The sequence below is a fragment of the Streptomyces sp. 13-12-16 genome (genome assembly GCF_002114215.1).
In the GTDB taxonomy this organism is placed as follows: Bacteria; Actinomycetota; Actinomycetes; order Streptomycetales; family Streptomycetaceae; genus Streptomyces.
In genome coordinates this window covers 1-16,119 of the sequence record NZ_NCTE01000055.1, presented here as the reverse complement: position 1 = coordinate 16,119, position 16,119 = coordinate 1, and the positions used below count along the sequence as shown (strand labels likewise).

Genomic DNA, 16,119 nt, shown 5'->3' with positions numbered 1-16,119 from the left:
AGGCCGGCGACACGGCGTCGACGCGCCGCCCGGCACGCGACGCGGGCTCGCGGTTCGGCGCCTTCCACCGCGCACGGCGGTCCGGGAACGGCGCTGCCGGACCGGATTCCCGGCCCGGGCCGCAGCCGCCCGCCGCTCCGTAGACCCACCCCTTCCCGTACAGCGCCGGACCCCCTTCCCGTACGGCGTCCGGGGCGACGGCGCCCCTTCCCGCTCGAGCTCGTGAGATAGGAGGAACGGGCCGGTGACCGGTCAGCCGGACACCACCGTCCCATCACCCATCATGCAGACCACCGACAACAGCCTCAGCTGGCTCCTGCAAGGCCTCCTGGAACAGACCCCCGGCGCACGTCACGCCCTGGTCCTGTCCCGGGACGGCCTGAAGCTCTGCTGGAGCGAGCACCTGACGCTCGACCGGGCCGACCAGCTGTCGGCGATCTGCTCCGGCATCCAGGCCCTCGCCCAGGGGGCCTCCATGGAGTTCGGCGACGGCACCGGCGGCGTCCGGCAGTCGATGACCGAGTTCCACGGCGGCCTGCTGTTCATCGTGGAGGCCGGCGAGGGGGCGCACCTCGCCGTCGTCGCCCGGGAGGACGCCGATCCCGGAGTGATCGGCCACCAGATGACGGAGCTGGTCGAGCAGATCGGCGAGCACCTGCGGGCCGAACCGCGGGACCGGTCCGGGGGGAGCGGCACGTCGTGACGCGCAAACCCGTCGACACGGGTGACCCGGACCGGCTCTACACCCTCACCGGTGGCCGCAGCCGCGCCGACGAGTTCTTCGACCTGGTCACCCTCATCGTCAGCGAGAGCGGGCCGGTGCCGGGGATGCAGTCGGAGCACGCCCGGATCCTGGAGCTGTGCCGGCACCCCGTCGCCGTCGTCGAGATCGCGGCGGAGCTCGGGCTGCCGGTCATGGTGGTGCGGATCCTGCTGGGCGACCTGCTGGACACCGGCCGCATCACCGCCCGCCATCCGCGCGCGGCGCCGTCCGTCGCCTCCCTGCCTGATTCCGCCCTACTCCAAGAGGTGCTCCATGGGCTCCGCAACCTCTGAGCTGCCCTCCCACCGCACACCGCTGAACGACACCGCGGAGACCGGTCTGAAGATCGTCGTCGTGGGCGGGTTCGGCGTCGGCAAGACGACCCTGGTCCGCTCCGTGAGCGAGATCAGGCCGCTCAACACCGAGGAGGTGATGACCCAGGCCGGCGTGGGCGTCGACGAGACCGGCGCGGTGACGTCGAAGACCACCACGACGGTCGCGTTCGACTTCGGGCGGATCAGCCTCAACGACCGCATGGTGCTGTACCTGTTCGGGGCGCCCGGCCAGGAGCGCTTCTGGTTCCTGTGGGACCGGCTGTTCTCGGGGACGCTGGGCGCCGTGGTCCTCGTGGACACGCGCCGGATGGACGACTCCTGGTACGCGATCGACCGGCTGGAGCACCACCGCACGCCCTTCGTGGTGGCCGTGAACCGGTTCGACGACGACACCGACCGGTACTCCCTGGACGAGATCCGCCAGGCGCTCGCCCTGCCCGCCCACGTGCCGATGGTCGACTGCGACGCACGGGTCCGGCACTCCGGCAAGGACGTGCTGATCACCCTCGTGAACCACCTCCACGCCCTGGCCATCGCCGAGGAGGCGACACCGTGACCGACCCAGGAGACCCCTACGCGCACCCGGCACCCCCGGCGCCCCCGGGGTGTCCCGCCCACTCCGGCGCGGTGCCCCTGACGGGGCTCGAGTACCAGCAGACGCCGTCGCAGCTCTACCGCGCGCTGCGCAGGGAGCACGGCCCGGTCGCGCCCGTGCTGCTCGACGGCGGCGTCCCGGCCTGGCTGGTGCTGGGCTACTCCGAACTCACGTACGTGACCGGCCACGACGAGCTGTTCGCACGGGACTCGCGGCGCTGGAACCAGTGGGAGAACATCCCGCCGGACTGGCCGCTGCTGCCCTTCGTCGGGTACCAGCCGTCGGTGCTGTTCACCGAGGGCGAGGAGCACCGGCGGCGGGCCGGGGTGATCACCGAGGCGCTGGAGGGGGTCGACCAGTTCGAGCTGTCCCACGACTGCCTGCTGATCGCCGACGACCTCATCGCCCGGTTCGCCGGCAGCGGCCGGGCGGAGCTGATGGCCGACTACGCGCACGCCCTGCCGATGCGCACCGTGGTGCAGCTGTGCGGGATGCCGACCTCGGGCGAGGAGACCCGCCGGCTCGTCGACGACCTGCGGATCTCCCTGGACGCGGGGGAGGGCGACGACCCGGTGGCGGCGTACGGGCGCGTGGGCGAACGGCTGCGGCAGCTGGTGGAGGACAAGCGGACCGCTCCCGGCCCGGACATCACCTCGCGCATGCTGACCCACCCGGCCGGCCTGACGGACGAGGAGGTCGTCCAGGACCTGATCTCCGTGATCGCGGCGGCGCAGCAGCCGACGGCGAACTGGATCTGCAACACGCTGCGCCTGCTGCTGACGGACGAGCGGTTCGCCGTGAACGTCTCGGGCGGCCGGCTCAGCGTGGGCGAGGCGCTCAACGAGGTGCTGTGGCTGGACACGCCGACGCAGAACTTCATCGGCCGGTGGGCGGTACGGGACGTCCAGCTGGGCGGCCGGCAGATCCGGGCCGGCGACTGCCTGGTGCTGGGGCTGGCCGCGGCCAACACCGACCCGCAGATCTGGCCGGAGGGGCACGTGGGCGCGGAGAACGCCGCGCACCTGTCGTTCAGCAACGGCGAGCACCGCTGCCCGTACCCGGCTCCGCTGCTGGCGGACGTGATGGCGCGGACGGCGGTCGAGACGCTGCTGGAACGGCTGCCCGACCTGGTGCTGTCGGTGGAGCCGGAGGAACTGACCTGGCGGCCGTCGATCTGGATGCGGGGGCTGTCGTCGCTTCCGGTGCGGTTCACGCCGGTGGTGCGGTAGCGGACTCTTCCGGGCGCCCCGGCGGGGCCCGGACCGCGGCGCGGACCGGCGGGCCGGGGACCGGGAGGGGGCGGGCCGGTACGGAGCCGTCCGCGCGGACGGCTCCGTACCGGCCCGCTCGTGGGGGTCAGCCCTTCACGGGGGTGAACCGCACCGGCAGGCTCTGCGGTCCGCGGGTGAACACGCCCTGCTCGGCCGGCTCGAACCCGTCGGCGAGACGCACGTCGGGCATGGCGTCGAGGAGCTGGCCGACGCCGGTCTCCACCTCCGCCTTCGCCAGCAGCGCGCCGACGCAGAAGTGCCGGCCGAGCGCGAACGCGAGGTGGTCGGCGGCGGCGGAGAAGGCGGTGGTGGTGGTCAGGTCGTCGCGGAAGACGTCGAAGCGGTCGGGATCGGCGTAGCGGCTCTCGTCGCGGTTGGCGGCGCCGATCAGACAGGTGACGGTGGCTCCCGCGGGTATCGTCCCGCCGCTGAGCTCCACCTCCGTCGCCGACTGCCGCATGATCATGTGGACGGGCGGGGTGAACCGCAGGGTCTCGGCGAAGGCGCGCGGGATCAGCGAGCGGTCCGCGCGGACGGCGGCGAGCTGGTCGGGGTGGAGCAGCAGGTTGGCGAAGATGCCGGCGATGGCCTTGTCGGTGGTCTCGCCGCCCGCGGCGAGCAGCAGGCTGCAGAACGCCTTGACGTCCTCGTCGCTCATCCGCACCCCGTCGACCTCGGCGGCGCACAGCACGGACAGCAGGTCGTCGCCCGGGTTCTCGCGGCGCTCCCGGATGATCGGCAGCATGTACTCGGCGAACTCCACCCGGGTCCGCTCCCCGGCCGCCGTCACCCCGGCGTCGCCCGACAGGTTCCCGAGGAAGGCGATGACGGCCGTGTACCAGCGGTGGAAGCGGGGGTGGTCGGCCTTGTCCAGGCCCAGCATGTCGGCGATGACGTTGACCGGGAAGCGGGTGGCGTAGTCGGCGACCAGGTCGGCGGAGCCGGTGTGCCGGAAGCCGTCGATCAGCTCGCGGGAGTTGCGCTCGATGACCGGCAGGAACTTCCGCTCCAGGTCGCCGCCCCGGAAGGCGGGCGCGACCAGGGCCCGGCGCACGGCGTGCTCCCGCCCGCTGAGCTGCAGGATCGTCTTGCCGTGCACGGGCTCGAGCTGCCAGGCGTAGTTGTCGGTGGTGAACTCCCCGGCCTTGTCCTTGAAGACGCGCTCGACGTCCTCGTAGCGCGAGACGATGTAGCTCTTCGTCGCCTCGTGCCAGATGAGGGGCGCGGTCTCCCGCATCACCCGGTAGGCGGGGTAGGGGTCGGCCGCGAACTCGGGCGAGAGGATGTCGGGCACCTGCTGGGCGGTGGACATGGAGCTCCCTGCGCTCGTCATTTCGTGTACCACGCAAGGTTATTGATCAACTGTCAACTACAACAGGGCGGCCGGGACACCGACCGGCCCGGCACACGGGCATTGACCGAAAACCGTCCCCCGTGGGCGCCGTCCACGGGGGAGGAACCACCCGGACCGGCCTGGCACGGCGGCGGACGGAGGAACCGGTGCCCCGGGACCGGCGTCCACCGGTGCAAGAGACCACTGGTGGACACGGAGGAGCTCACGATGACCGGCACGGCCACCCGTCACCTCTACCTCGCCCGGCACGGCGAGGCGTCACCGGACGGGAGCGGGCTGACGGAGGCCGGCCGGCGGCAGGCCACCCTGCTAGGCCGACGCCTCCGGGGCGTCCCCCTCGCCGCCGTCCACCACGGCCCCCTGCCGCGGGCGGAGCAGACCGCACGCCTGATCGGCGCCCAGCTGGAGGACGTCCCCCTGCACGTCTCGGACGCCGCCGGTGACTACGTGCCCCACCTGCCGGACAGGGGCGAGCTGCCGCCCGAATCGGCGGACCTCCACCTCCGCTTCCTCGCCGGCGCGACGGACGAGGACCGGAGGAACGGACCCGTGCTGGCCCGCCGGGCGCTGGACCTGTTCACCGGGCCGGTGGAGGGGGAACAGGACCGGCACGAACTCGTCGTCACCCACAACTTCCTGGTCGCCTGGCTCGTCCGGGACGCCCTGCACGCGCCGAAGTGGCGCTGGCTCGGCCTCAACCACGGCAACGCGGCGCTCACCGTCATCCGCTACGCCCCCGGCCGGCCCGCCTCCCTCCTCGTCTCCAACGACATGCGCCACCTGCCCGCCGAGCTGCGCTGGACGGGCTTCGCCCCGGAGCCGCACGTCTGACGAGCCCGCTCAGCCTGCGAGCAGGTCGCCCCCTGACGGCCAGATGTGCAGGGAGAGGGAAGCCAGGTAACTCCCGCGCGAGCGGATGCGGTTCTCGTCCCAGCCGTCGGCCCGGTCACCGGCGTCGACGGTGGGCGGAGGATTGAGCAGGGTTCCGTGGGTGAGCCGCAGGAGGCTGTGCTTGCCGAGCCGCTGCCGTTCGTCCTGCCAGGGCCCTTCAGGGCATCCTGCGTCCGGGTGCCGGGCCGGCCGGGCGTCGTGCGGGGTGGGGGTGAACCGCATGGCGGAGTCGTGCGGGGCGGCGGTCGGGGCCGCGACGGGAGGGGGGAGTGCCGTTCATGGCACTCACGCTGACGGGTCCACCACCGACCGGGCCAGGTACGACCCGCGGAAAAGCCGGCACGGTCGGTGCCGGGCGGGCCGGCGTGGGCCGTTTGCGGCAGGCCGTAGGGGCGGTGCTCTCGTACGCGCGGCCGGGACGGTGAAGGCGTCCCGGCCGGCGGGGGACGGAGCGTCAGAGGTGGCGTCCGATGTGGGCGATACGGATCGCCTTCTCCTCGTGCACCAGCCGGAAGTAGACGCGCCCGGCGTTCCGGTTGAGGTTCCCGTGGAGTTCGAAGCAGCGGCTCTCGCCGTCCAGGTCCTCCCAGTAACGGTCCCTGCGGGCGTTCTCGTACTCCGGCCGGATGTGGGGGGCCTCCCAGTGCGGCCCGGTCGGGGAGGAGACGGGGTCCCATCCCGCGGCGGTCTCCTGGAGCTGCCGCAGGAGCCTGCGGGCCCCCTTGAACCACTTCGGGTCCAGGTTCTCCAGGTCCTCCCGCACCCGGGGGAGGAACTGGAGGTCGGGGAAGAAGTCCTCCCGCCCGGCCCACAGTTCCGCACCGCTCGAGACGGCGTCGAGCCCTTCCAGGCGCCCCCACGCCTCGTGCTCGCCGAGGTGCGCCACCCGCGAGGCGTGCCGGACGCTGTCGGTGTACTCGTCGGCGGTGACGTCCCCGGTCTCGGGGTCCTCCGTCAGCTCCTCGATCGCGAGGTCGAGCCAGCAGGCGTCCCAGGCCGGGTCGAGCGGCAGGCTGACGGCCATGCCGTCCGTCATCTGCGCCGCCCCGAGCCCTTGCACGTCCACCCCCTCGTGCCGGTGCCAGACACCGGCGCGGTCGGCCGCGGCGGACGCGTGGAGGGCCGCCTGGAAGGTCGTGCGGCGGTTGCGCATCGCCTGGATGTAGCGGTGCTGGTCCTTGTTGCGGGCGTCGTTGCGCCACTGGGCGTAGTAGTAGCCGCGGGCCAGTTCGGCCTGGTCGAGCGGGCTCTGGGTGGCCAGGCTGATGTCCCGCCAGCGCCGTAACTCCCGCAGTACGTCCACGAAGGTCCGCATCCCCGCGGCGACCTCGTCCGGTCCACGGTCCGATGCGCAGGACCGTTCATTGAGAAACACGAGCAGCGGCACGTCCCACCCCATTCCCGATCGCGCCGGTGACCGCGCCGTGGCGCGGAGTCCCATCGGTGTGTGCGGCTCTCCAGGAGCCCGGTGGATCAGTCGAGCAACTGGTCCAGGGAGTTCTCCCACTCGTCGAAGAACCCCTCGGGCCACTCGGAGAGCGTCCCGTCCGGTCCGATGACCGGGCTGACGACCTCCGTGGTCTGTCCCTTGCGGCGGAAGTAGTGCACGGCCGTCCCGCCGGCGGCCAGCCGGCCGTTCTTCACCTGGAGCCGCAGGCCGTTGAGCACGTGGTCGCTGTGCGTCTCCATGACGACCTGCGCCCCGCTCGCGGCCGCCGCGCACGCCAGGTACGCCATCCAGGTCTGCCCCTGCGGGTGCAGGTGGGCCTCGGGGTTCTCCAGCAGGATCAGGGTCCCGGGCCGGGCCGACAGGCACGCCACGACGACCGGCAGCACGTACGTCAACCCGAACCCGACGTTGGTGGGCCGGTACCGGTTGGACTCGGAGTAGCCGCTGCCGAAGTGGTAGCCGAGCCGGACGGCGTCGGTGCCGTGGATGTCCTCCGCCACCAGCCGCACCCCGGGGCACAGCCGCTGCATCCACGCCTCGGTCTGGGCGAGGAGGCCGGCGGAGGCGGCGTCCGGGAGCCGGAGGGCCTCGCCCGCCACCGGTTCGTCCTGGTGGGTGCGCAGGTAGTTCACCGTGTGCTCGCCGTGCGCGCCGAGGAAGCCGCGGGTGGTCACCGCGTGGTGCGAACGGGGGTAACTGACCTGCGGGGACACCCGGTCGGCCTTCAGGTACTGGAAGCCCGGCCCGAACAGGCTCGGCAGCAGCGCGGCGGGCTCGGGCTGGATGCCCTGCTCGGCGGGGACCAGCCTGAGGTGGTCCGCCTCGCGCTCGTAGACGGCGGTCCACCGCGCCGTCGCGCCGTCGCCCCGCAGGGCGAGCGCGATGTGCGGGCCGGTGTCGTCGTCGTAGGCCTCGTGCCGCACGTCCTGGCCGGTACCGAGCTGCACCAGCTCGTCGTTGAGCAGCAGCCCCGACTCGCGACCGCCCACCGGGGCGAGGTCACCGGACTCGTACGACTGCCGCAGCAGGGCCAGCGCCTGCAGGACGGAGCTCTTGCCGGAGGAGTTGAGCCCGGTGAGCAGGGTGAACGGGGCCAGCGGGATCTCCTGGCGGGCGAACGCCTTGAAGTTGGTGAGGGTCAGTAGGTCAAGCACTCAGTACCTCGCGGAACAGGTCCTTCATGGACTGGAAGCGGTAGTTGACCTTGTCGGCGTCGCCGGTGCCGGAGGAGATCGCGTCGAAGAAGTCCGGGTCGTCCATCAGGTTCTTGAACTTCCGCTCCAGGGTCTTCGCCCGGCGGTGCAGGGTCTCGAGTTCGTCGGGCTCGCACCCGGCCACGGTCACGGCCTGGACCTCGAAGAGCGCCTTGTTGATGGGGTAGCGGCGGGTGACTCCGTGGAACTGCTTGCGGAACGCCTGGTCCCCGAAGACGAGCCGGCTGCCCAGCATCGCCACCTGGAAGCGCAGCTCCAGCTTCTTCAACTCGTCCTCGGGCAGCGCGTTGACGGCGTGCATGGTCCTGCGGAGGAAGCCGTCGAAGTCCTGGGTGACGTAGCGCTCGGGCGGGGTCATCCAGAACGCGAGGAAGCGCAGGCACAGTTCGCGCTCCGCCATGCGCGCGGGGGAGACGCTGTGCGCCGTGGCGTCCAGGAACTGCTCGCTCTCCGCCAGCTTCGCCAGGAAGGTCCGTGCCCGTCCCGGGATCAGGGCGTGCCGCAGTTCCTGCTGGGAGAGGGGCAAACCGCCCGTGTTGATCCGGGCGAAGATGTTGAACCTGGCCTCCTCCGGTGTCCCCTTGCGGATCAGCAGCACGGAGAGCTCGCTCTCCAGGATGCGGGTCTGCATCCTGCCGGGCAGGTCCTCGAAGCCGGCGCCGTCGTACTGGGTCAGGTACTCCAGGTTCTCCAGCCGCAGCGGCTTCAGGCCGGCCGCCTCCGGCTTCACGAAGCGCACGATGCTGGTGAGCCGCTGGACGCCGTCGACCACGGACCAGGACTCGTCCGCCTCCTCCGCCACGTAGAGCGTGGGCAGCGCGATCCGCAGCAGCAGCGACTCGATCAGTCGGCTCTGCGCGGTGTCGTTCCAGATGCCGGAACGGCGCTGGAAGTCCGGCTGGAGGTCGATGAGCCCGCGCTTCAGCCGCTGGAGGACGAGGTCGATCGTGGGGTTGCGGGGGGCGACGTCGATGAGCTCGGGATCGAAGGGCATCCGGCCGGCCTCGCCGATGTCCTCGGCCTCGATGCCCGTGCTGACACCGGTGTCGGTGAACTCGACGGCGGGTTCAGCGGGTTGGGGTACCGGGCCCTCGGGGACCTCCGGCTCCGGGGACCCCTGCGGACCGGGTGGTGGCGCGGACGCGCTGCCGACCATGACGTGCCCCCTCCACGATGCCGATCACGGGCCGAACGCCCTCGTACAGTAGTCGATGCGTGACGGATCGCACCTCCTGAGATGCGCAGGGGAGCACGCACGTGCACCTGTGCGCCCGCCGTGTGCCTCGGGAACGCCCGGGACGGGACAGGGCCGCGGAAGTACCCTGCCTCCGGGGACGGGACGCCGAAAGCGCAGGTGCGAGCCGTACGGGGGTGCGCTGTGCACTGGACGGACACGACGGAGGCGCTCGCCGCGGTGGTCGCGAGCACGGCCGCGGTCGTGGGCCTCGCCGCGGTGATCGTGCAACTGCGGCACCTCGCGGAGGGGATCAGGTCGTCGGCCCGTCGCGCGACCTACGACATCGGGGTCCAGATCAAACTGGTCCTCATCGAGCACCCGCACCTGCGGCCCTTCTTCTTCGACGACGTCCCGGTTCCGCCCGATCACCCGGACGCCGGCAGGATCGCCTCACTCGCCGAGCTCTACTGCATCTACTTCCAGGAGTTCGTGGAGCAGTCCCACAACTTGACCCCGGGCAACCAGGCCGCGTGGGCGTCGCTGGTGCGGTCCATGTACCGGTCGAGCCCTCCCATCCGCAGGCAGTTGGACCTCCGCTTGTCCTGGTATTCGGAGGAGGTCCAGGAAATGGTCCGGGTCCTCCGGAGCGAGCCGGGTCCGGGGTGAACCGCCATCGGCCACCGGAGAGCGTGCGCGTACTCGATCTGGTGAACCGTGGTCGTTCACCGGTTCCTCCGTGCGGCGGGTCCTAGCGTTGACGCCGGGTGACGGGCCGACCGGGGGCGTTGTACGCGTTCCGGCGGCGTGTGTACGCGGTGCGTGCCGTATCCCCCGGTGAGGCGGGGGAGTTGGGCGGACCGGCCGATGGGTGGCGGAGGTGGGCGAGTGATGAGCGAGACGGTGCGGGAGCCGGAGGAGACGGTGGCCGGGGAGGAAGGGCCGGAGGCGGCTTCTCCGGAGCCGGGGACGGGGATCCTCCGGGTGTTCGGGCGGCAGATGAAGCGGTTCCGGTTGCGGGCCGGGCTGGAGCGGTCGGAGGTCGGCGCGCGGACGGGGTACTCGCCGTCCACCATCGCGTCCTACGAGTTGGGGCGGCGGATTCCTCCGCCGAGGTTCATCGACGTGGCGGACGAACTGCTGGACGCGGGCGGGGTGCTCCAGGAGATGAAGGAGGAGGTCGCTCGGGCGCAGTACCCGGCGTTCTTCCGGGACGCGGCTCGGTTGGAGGCGGAGGCTGTTGAGCTGTGGGTCTACGGAACCCACGCGGTGCCTGGACTGCTGCAGACCGAGGAATACATGCGGGCTGTGTTCGAGATGTGGCGCCCGTTGCTGGACGAGGAGGCCGTCCAACAACGCATCGCTGCGCGGCTGGCTCGGCAGGAAGTCTTCGCTCGGAGACCTGCTCCGCTGGTGAGCTTCGTCATCGACGAGGCGGTTCTGCGGCGACCGTTGGGAGGGCGCTCCGTCATGCGTGGGCAGCTGGAGCAACTGCTGCTCGTCGGCGCGTACCGCAACGTAGAAATCCAGGTCATGCCGCTGGACGGAGAGGACAACGCCGGCGTGGATGGACCGTTCACCGTGTTGCACAGAGACGGTGATGATCAAGTGGCCTATCTGGAGGCGCAGGGACGGAGCACAATCGTGTCGGAGCGAGCAGAGGTCCGCGGCATCGTGTTGCGTTATGGGATCATCCGAGCGCAAGCCCTCACTCCGCGTGAGTCCTTGGCCTTCATCGAGAAGTCGCTGGGAGAACTATGAGCGTCGAAGAGACCGTCCAGCTCGACTGGTTCAAGAGCAGTTACAGCGGCGGAGCCGGTGGTGAGTGCGTCGAGGTGGCCACCTGCCCGCACACTGTGCGCGTACGGGACTCGAAGGACACCAACCGCCCCGTCCTGGCGGTTGGTTCGGAGGCGTGGGCCGCGTTCGTCGGGTTCACCGCCGACCGGATCGGCTGAGTCGTCGCCTTGCTGCTGTGCCCTGTGACTCCGAGGGGAGTCACAGGGCACAGGCGTGTCCGGGGCGGCGCGGCGGTCAGGCGTCCACGGTCACCAACTGGGGCGGCGTCCAGCGGCCTGCGGCGATCTCGGCGTCCAGCCGCGCCTGGAAGTGCGCGTGCGCGGCCCGCATCTCGGCCTCCCGGTCCGCCTTGTAGAAGGGGGCCTGGTAGCCGGCCGGGGGCGGGGTGCGCTCCGGGTCCTCCAGGTGGGCGAGGAGGTCGAGGTAGTCCTGCTTGGTCTGGCCGTGCCCGTAGGTGTTGAAGTCGCCTGCGATCTTTCGGCCGTTGACGTCGAAGTAGGTCGCCGACTCGTAGTCGTGGAGCTGTGGGTAGCGGGACTTGAAGATCGCGGCGAGCTGATCGGAGGTGATGCCGAGCCAGACGGCGACGAGGGCATCGAGTTCGACGTGGGCGGCGCGACGTTCGTGTTCGGTGCGGAGGGGGGTGCCGTATTCCCAAGTCGGCTTGAGGCCAGCAGCGAGGGGCTTTAGGTGAGGCCAGTGGGGGTTAGCCCAGCCCTCGTAGCCTGCCCACCTGGGATCGAATAGTTCTTCCCAGAGGGGGGCGTAGTGCGTAGTCAGAGCGTTTAGTCGAAGAGTGCGTAGGAGCAGAGCAGGGGCAAGCGGGTGCTTCGGATCGGCAGCGGGCATCTGGTGGGCTTCAGAAACCTGAAGATGCGAGCGGCTAGTGATACGCAATAGGTAATCCAGGGGAAGCGCCGCCCAGAAACCTGCGTTGAGGACAGTCAATCGGTTGCTCGCCAAAGCCATGGAGTGCACCGTATGAACGTGTGCAGGGCCGGGTGGGAGCAGGGCGGCCAAGAGGCTTCGGTGTGTGTTGAACGGAATCATGGCCCGCCAGGCCAGCCGGAAGTATGCGGTATATGGCTCGCCGTTCCAGGAGTTTTGAGCAGCCACGTAACTCGATTTATCTGTGGCTCGAACATAGTTGGTCACCGGCACATGTGTCGCAGGTAGTTCTGTAGGTGCAAAAGGTTCCCAGTCCCGGTTGCTCCGACAGGGAATCCTGGGCTCCTTCGAGTAGGGAAGTGCCGATGCGAAGTGAGGCCCTTGAAGGATGACATCCGAAAGATCGAGAACGGCCTGATTTGCCCAGCGGATTAGCCCATCCTTCTTGGCGCTCGCCTCGTGATATCCGCTTGAAATCGCCGGTTTGTAGTCGGCTAGGCTATTAGGGTAGGCGGCCAGAGCCTCAATCGCACCCTGCTCACCGGCGAGAACCGGGTACAGCAAAGGGGTCTGAGTTGTCCCGCCTGCCGCGCCCGTTAGAGAGTGCCAACTGGCCAGCAAAGTCTCGTTGACATGCACCACGCGCTCGCGATGCGGCCGAATATCCCATGAACCGTTGTACTTGATGCCCGGCGCTAGACCCTGCCCATCGTGGATCAGTGAACCAGGGAGGGCATTAGCGTCACGGAGTTCGCTGAGGTGTAGGAAGTTAGGTTCCTGTGGTGTGCCATAGATGTGTACTCCAAACTCCCAGCCGCGGTCGAGATCGTCGAATGCCCAGTTCGCTGAGTTTACGAAGTGTGCGTGAACTCGTAGGTGGCGGTATGTGGCTGCTCGAATGGATCCTTCGTGTACGCCGCTGAAATGAGTGTCCGGATGGAGCATTCCCGCACTGCCATGCGATGTAATGTGCTGCCATACTCGAGTCATGAAAGCTCGGTACAAGTCAATCTGAGTACCAGTAAGCAATGGGTAAAGTGCTGAACTTCCCAGTGTGGCAACGACCCCTGCATGGGAGGCCAACTCGCTGAGGACGAAATCTTGGCCGTCCGCACGCGCGGCCAGTACCTCTTCCCTACGGAGGCGCCACTCCTCCGCACTCGGCTTCTCCGCCAGCATGAACCACGGTTCCAGCTCCGCCAGAAGCGGACCCTCCTGCCACCGTGGCCGCACCCAAGGCGGATTCCCCACCTGCAGATCGAACCCGCCCCGCGCGAACACCTGCGCGAAGTCCAGCTCCCAGTGGAAGAACCCCTGCGCCTTCGCCACGTCCCGCGCGACCGACGCCCAGGGGAACCGGGACTCCAGCTCGTAGAAGTGCTCCATGCCCATCAGGCCGGGCAAGGCGTCCTCGTACGGCTCCAGTTCCGCGAGGGAGTCGAACTCCGCCACCAGGGAGTCCGCCGGTACGTCCTCCGTACCGATCAGGGCCTCCGCGAACTCCAGCCAGTCGTCCAGCCCCGCCAGCGGCACCGCCGCCCGTCTCCGCTTGGCCACGGCCTCCTTGCGCCGGCCGGTCCGCCGCCGCTCCACCGAGCCCGCCGTCAGCTCGCCGCTCCCCGTGACCTCGCCGAACAGGTCCTCCGTCTCCCAGGACAGCAGCACCTGGGAAGCCTCGGCGCCGAGGTCCGACAGCGTCACCGCCTCGATGCCCGCCTCCGCCCGCGCGTACGCCTCGTGCGTGCCGTCCAGCAGCGCGGCCTCCTGCACCGGCCAGAACCACAGCGCGCACCACGCGTCCATCAGCGTCTTCAGCCGCCAGTACGGGGTGTCCGGCGCCGTCAGGTCCGCGACGACCTTTTCTCGCCGCACCGCCTCCTCCGGCGACCGCAGCCAGCCGTCCTCCGCGCCCCACACCGGGATCCGCCGCGAGATGTCCCGTTCGGAGATCTCCAGGCGGCGGACGACCAGGCCCCACAGGAACTCCGTCCGCCGCGCCAGCGCCTGGAGCCGTTCCCCCTGCTTGGCGGTGGGCGTCCGTGTGATCATCTTGCGCCAGGCGGCCAGTGTCCGGGCCGCCTCCGGGGCGAGGGCCCTCGCCTCCTTCTCGGCGGCGACCGCGCCCCACTCCTTCGCGGGCAGCAGGAAGTGGTGCACGGCGTTCTCCGTGACCCGCTGCACCGCACCGCTGCGGGTCGTGCGCTCGGTCACCGTGACCGGGAGGCCGCCGCCGGCCTCCGTCAGCGGGAAGCGCTCCGGGGTGGTGCCCAGCCAGGCCGCCTTCTTCAACTTCTCCGGCGGGTACACCTCACGCCGGCCGCCGATCAGCGAGTTGCCGCGCCGCAGGTGCAGCCCGAACCAGGGGGCCTCCATGCCGGGGTGCATGGTGTTGAGCCACAGCGAGACCTCCGCCAGCTCCACCGCCGTCTCGTTGAGGTCGACGCCGTAGGAGTTGTGCAGGGCGACGTACGCCTTCACCTTCTGGAGCTCGACCGCGTACTTCTCCGTGTCGATCGCGACGCCCAGTTCGTCCTGGCGGCGCCGCAGGTACTCCGCGGCGACCTGGTTGATCGCCTCGTTGAGGAACGCGCCCGAGCCGAGCGCCGGCTCGCAGATCTTCCAGTCGAGGAGTTCGCGCGCCTCCGTCACCGTGTCGTCCTGGTCCAGGCGGTGCTGCAAGGCGAGCTGGACCGTCACCCGGGTCAGCGACTCCGGCGTGTAGTAGGAGGCCGAGGTCTGGCGGTCGCGCCCCGACAGGCGGTACACGAACGCGCCCGGCGCGTACCGCACGCGCCGCTCCTCGCCGGTGTCCGCATCCGTGTGCCGGACGAACACGCCGTCGGGGTACTCGTCGGCCTTCGCCGCCGGGATCAGCCAGGAGCCGTCCTGAGGGTCGCCGTGCTTGGCGACCTCGTACAGCTCCTCGCCCGCGACGAAGCCCGAGTACGACATCAGGCCCTCGTACACGGCCCCGAGCTGGTTGATGCCGAGCTGGGCGTAGGAGATGAAGCCGCCGCGCTCGCCCTTCCGCCCCCGGGTGATCATCAGCAGGCGCAGCACCTTGTAGAGGGTGGCGTTGCGCAGGCGGGTGTCCAGGTACCGGGGGCCCTCCTCGTCGGGGTCGACCCGGGGGTCCGGCACCGTGTCCTTCCCGATCAGCCTGATCGACTCGGGCTCGAACAGCTTGGAGTGCAGCGGCTCGAAGCGCAGGCCCACGTCCTCCGACGTCCTCGCGGTCACGGCGTCGGCCGGCTCCGCGTCCGTGCCGTGGGTGCGCCGGGGGCGGTGGCCCTCCTGCACCTTGCGGAAGAGCAGGTCCAGCGACTCGTACAGGTAGAACCCCTTGCGGGACTTCTCGTCGACCAGGTCGCGCTCGGCGACCAGTTCGCCCAGGCGGCCCAGGCCGTAGCCCTGCTGGTACTCGGGGTAGTCCGAGGGCAGGATGCCCAGCTCCGGGCGGGCCTCCGCGTACAGCAGGAACAGGATCCGGTAGAGGTAGCGCAGCGACTCGCGGGTCAACTGGCGGCCCAGTTCCGGCAGTTCGCTGACGTCCTCGGGGCGTACGCCGTGTTCGCGCAGCCGTGCCAGGACCTCGTTGGCGATGAGTTCCACGCTCACCCGCAGGCCGTCGCGCAGTTCGCCGGAGACGCCCACCGCGTGCCGGGCGGACTTGTCGACCAGCTCGGCGAGGGGGTTCTCCCCGCCCTCCGCCGGGGTGCGCAGCGAGTCCGCGCCGAACAGCGCGGCGATCGTGTCGAGCTCGCCGCCGGCCCTGGTGTCGTTGCGCTGGAGGGCGGTGTCGAGGGAGACGGCGAGGTAGCGGCCCTCGCCCCAGGTCGCCCGGTCGGCGAGGACGACGACGCCGCCGACCAGCAGCAGGACGTAGCGCGGGGCGTCCTCGCAGGCGAACAGGAAGGAGGCCAGCTTGGAGCCGGTCGGGACCGTGTCGCGGCCGTCGAGCGGGACGGGGTCGAGGAGACGGCCGGGGCCTTCGGGGTCGAGGGCGGCGTCGGGTTCGGCGGCCCAGCCGCAGTCCACCGCGACCAGGCCCTTCTCGGCGTGCGCCACCCGCACCCCGTACGGCTGGTCGGCGCGCGTCACCGTCAGCGTGTGCGGCTCGGCGTCGTAGCCGAGGGCGCGCAGCACCGCGGCGTTGAGGGCGCGGACCCGCTCCCGCCAGGCGGGGGAGTCGTAGGTCGCCGCGTCGTCCTCGGTGTCCGGGGCGGCGGCGGTGCCGTCCTCGTCCTCGGGGAGGGCGAAGGAGGAGCGGGCGCGGAAGTAGCGGCGGCGCAGGTCCCGCAGGCCGGTGCGGGGGGTGACGGGCAGCGGCTCCGGACCGGTACCGCCCTCCCCGGCGGCGACGGCCTCCCCGCCCGGCTCGGCG

General features: G+C 70.5%; 14 protein-coding genes. 8 read left to right on the top strand and 6 right to left on the bottom strand.

The annotated features are described in order from the left end of the window. Nucleotides 1–283 precede the first annotated feature (283 nt). The 4 genes from B7767_RS02600 to B7767_RS02585 are packed head-to-tail and all read left to right on the top strand — an operon-like array spanning nt 284 to nt 2,922. Nucleotides 284–703, top strand: coding sequence for a roadblock/LC7 domain-containing protein (locus B7767_RS02600; RefSeq protein WP_179167008.1), 420 nt, complete (start codon nt 284–286; stop codon nt 701–703). Then, nucleotides 700–1,056: a DUF742 domain-containing protein gene (locus B7767_RS02595; RefSeq protein ID WP_085570661.1), complete on the top strand. Its 357-nt coding sequence runs from the start codon at nt 700–702 to the stop codon at nt 1,054–1,056. Before B7767_RS02600 ends, B7767_RS02595 begins: the two co-directional genes overlap by 4 nt. After that, nucleotides 1,037–1,654 (top strand): ATP/GTP-binding protein, encoded by a 618-nt coding sequence (locus tag B7767_RS02590; RefSeq protein WP_085570660.1) that lies wholly within the window; start codon nt 1,037–1,039, stop codon nt 1,652–1,654. Before B7767_RS02595 ends, B7767_RS02590 begins: the two co-directional genes overlap by 20 nt. Continuing rightward, nucleotides 1,651–2,922 (top strand): cytochrome P450, encoded by a 1,272-nt coding sequence (locus tag B7767_RS02585; RefSeq protein ID WP_085570659.1) that lies wholly within the window; start codon nt 1,651–1,653, stop codon nt 2,920–2,922. The genes B7767_RS02590 and B7767_RS02585 overlap by 4 nt, the downstream gene beginning before the upstream one ends. A 127-nt stretch (nt 2,923–3,049) precedes the next feature. On the opposite strand, the gene B7767_RS02580 is transcribed toward B7767_RS02585, so the two are convergent. Further along, a complete protein-coding gene (locus B7767_RS02580; RefSeq protein WP_085570658.1) occupies nt 3,050–4,276 on the bottom strand; it encodes a cytochrome P450 in 1,227 nt (408 codons plus the stop codon). Nucleotides 4,277–4,525: 249 nt separating this feature from the next. Between B7767_RS02580 and B7767_RS02575 the strand changes: the two genes are divergently transcribed. Next, on the top strand, nt 4,526–5,149 hold the full coding sequence (locus B7767_RS02575; protein ID WP_085570664.1) for a histidine phosphatase family protein: 624 nt from the start codon (nt 4,526–4,528) through the stop codon (nt 5,147–5,149). A 9-nt stretch (nt 5,150–5,158) separates the two neighbouring features. On the opposite strand, the gene B7767_RS02570 is transcribed toward B7767_RS02575, so the two are convergent. The 4 genes from B7767_RS02570 to B7767_RS02555 all read right to left on the bottom strand — a co-directional run bounded on the left by B7767_RS02570 (nt 5,159) and on the right by B7767_RS02555 (nt 9,029). Beyond that, nucleotides 5,159–5,431, bottom strand: coding sequence for a hypothetical protein (locus B7767_RS02570; RefSeq protein WP_085570657.1), 273 nt, complete (start codon nt 5,429–5,431; stop codon nt 5,159–5,161). A 232-nt stretch (nt 5,432–5,663) separates the two neighbouring features. Next, the gene (locus B7767_RS02565) at nt 5,664–6,524 is read right to left on the bottom strand and encodes a hypothetical protein (RefSeq protein ID WP_143652162.1); all 861 of its coding nucleotides are present in this window, start codon (nt 6,522–6,524) and stop codon (nt 5,664–5,666) included. Between the two features lie 158 nt (nt 6,525–6,682). Next, a complete protein-coding gene (locus tag B7767_RS02560) occupies nt 6,683–7,813 on the bottom strand; it encodes a DUF3696 domain-containing protein (protein ID WP_085570655.1) in 1,131 nt (376 codons plus the stop codon). Continuing rightward, nucleotides 7,806–9,029, bottom strand: a complete 1,224-nt coding sequence (locus tag B7767_RS02555; protein ID WP_085570654.1) for a DUF262 domain-containing protein — start codon at nt 9,027–9,029, stop codon at nt 7,806–7,808. Before B7767_RS02555 ends, B7767_RS02560 begins: the two co-directional genes overlap by 8 nt. Nucleotides 9,030–9,251: 222 nt before the next feature. Between B7767_RS02555 and B7767_RS02550 the strand changes: the two genes are divergently transcribed. The 3 genes from B7767_RS02550 to B7767_RS02540 all read left to right on the top strand — a co-directional run bounded on the left by B7767_RS02550 (nt 9,252) and on the right by B7767_RS02540 (nt 11,005). Then, nucleotides 9,252–9,716, top strand: coding sequence for a hypothetical protein (locus tag B7767_RS02550; protein ID WP_085570653.1), 465 nt, complete (start codon nt 9,252–9,254; stop codon nt 9,714–9,716). Between the two features lie 222 nt (nt 9,717–9,938). Further along, nucleotides 9,939–10,808, top strand: a complete 870-nt coding sequence (locus tag B7767_RS02545; protein WP_085570663.1) for a helix-turn-helix transcriptional regulator — start codon at nt 9,939–9,941, stop codon at nt 10,806–10,808. Beyond that, nucleotides 10,805–11,005, top strand: coding sequence for a DUF397 domain-containing protein (locus B7767_RS02540; protein ID WP_085570652.1), 201 nt, complete (start codon nt 10,805–10,807; stop codon nt 11,003–11,005). The genes B7767_RS02545 and B7767_RS02540 overlap by 4 nt, the downstream gene beginning before the upstream one ends. A gap of 76 nt (nt 11,006–11,081) precedes the next feature. Here the strand turns inward: B7767_RS02540 and B7767_RS02535 are convergent. Beyond that, nucleotides 11,082–16,119 (bottom strand): restriction endonuclease (locus B7767_RS02535; protein WP_107485757.1); only part of this gene is annotated, 5,038 nt, incomplete at its 5' end.

Bases quoted from the DNA above. Each gene is read 5' to 3' on its own strand.
- B7767_RS02580 (WP_085570658.1), bottom strand. From the start codon at position 4,276: ATGTCCACCGCCCAGCAGGTGCCCGACATCCTCTCGCCCGAGTTCGCG.
- B7767_RS02570 (WP_085570657.1), bottom strand. From the start codon at position 5,431: ATGCGGTTCACCCCCACCCCGCACGACGCCCGGCCGGCCCGGCACCCG.
- B7767_RS02545 (WP_085570663.1), top strand. From the start codon at position 9,939: ATGAGCGAGACGGTGCGGGAGCCGGAGGAGACGGTGGCCGGGGAGGAA.
- B7767_RS02555 (WP_085570654.1), bottom strand. From the start codon at position 9,029: ATGGTCGGCAGCGCGTCCGCGCCACCACCCGGTCCGCAGGGGTCCCCG.
- B7767_RS02575 (WP_085570664.1), top strand. From the start codon at position 4,526: ATGACCGGCACGGCCACCCGTCACCTCTACCTCGCCCGGCACGGCGAG.
- B7767_RS02565 (WP_143652162.1), bottom strand. From the start codon at position 6,524: ATGCGGACCTTCGTGGACGTACTGCGGGAGTTACGGCGCTGGCGGGAC.
- B7767_RS02600 (WP_179167008.1), top strand. From the start codon at position 284: ATGCAGACCACCGACAACAGCCTCAGCTGGCTCCTGCAAGGCCTCCTG.
- B7767_RS02590 (WP_085570660.1), top strand. From the start codon at position 1,037: ATGGGCTCCGCAACCTCTGAGCTGCCCTCCCACCGCACACCGCTGAAC.
- B7767_RS02540 (WP_085570652.1), top strand. From the start codon at position 10,805: ATGAGCGTCGAAGAGACCGTCCAGCTCGACTGGTTCAAGAGCAGTTAC.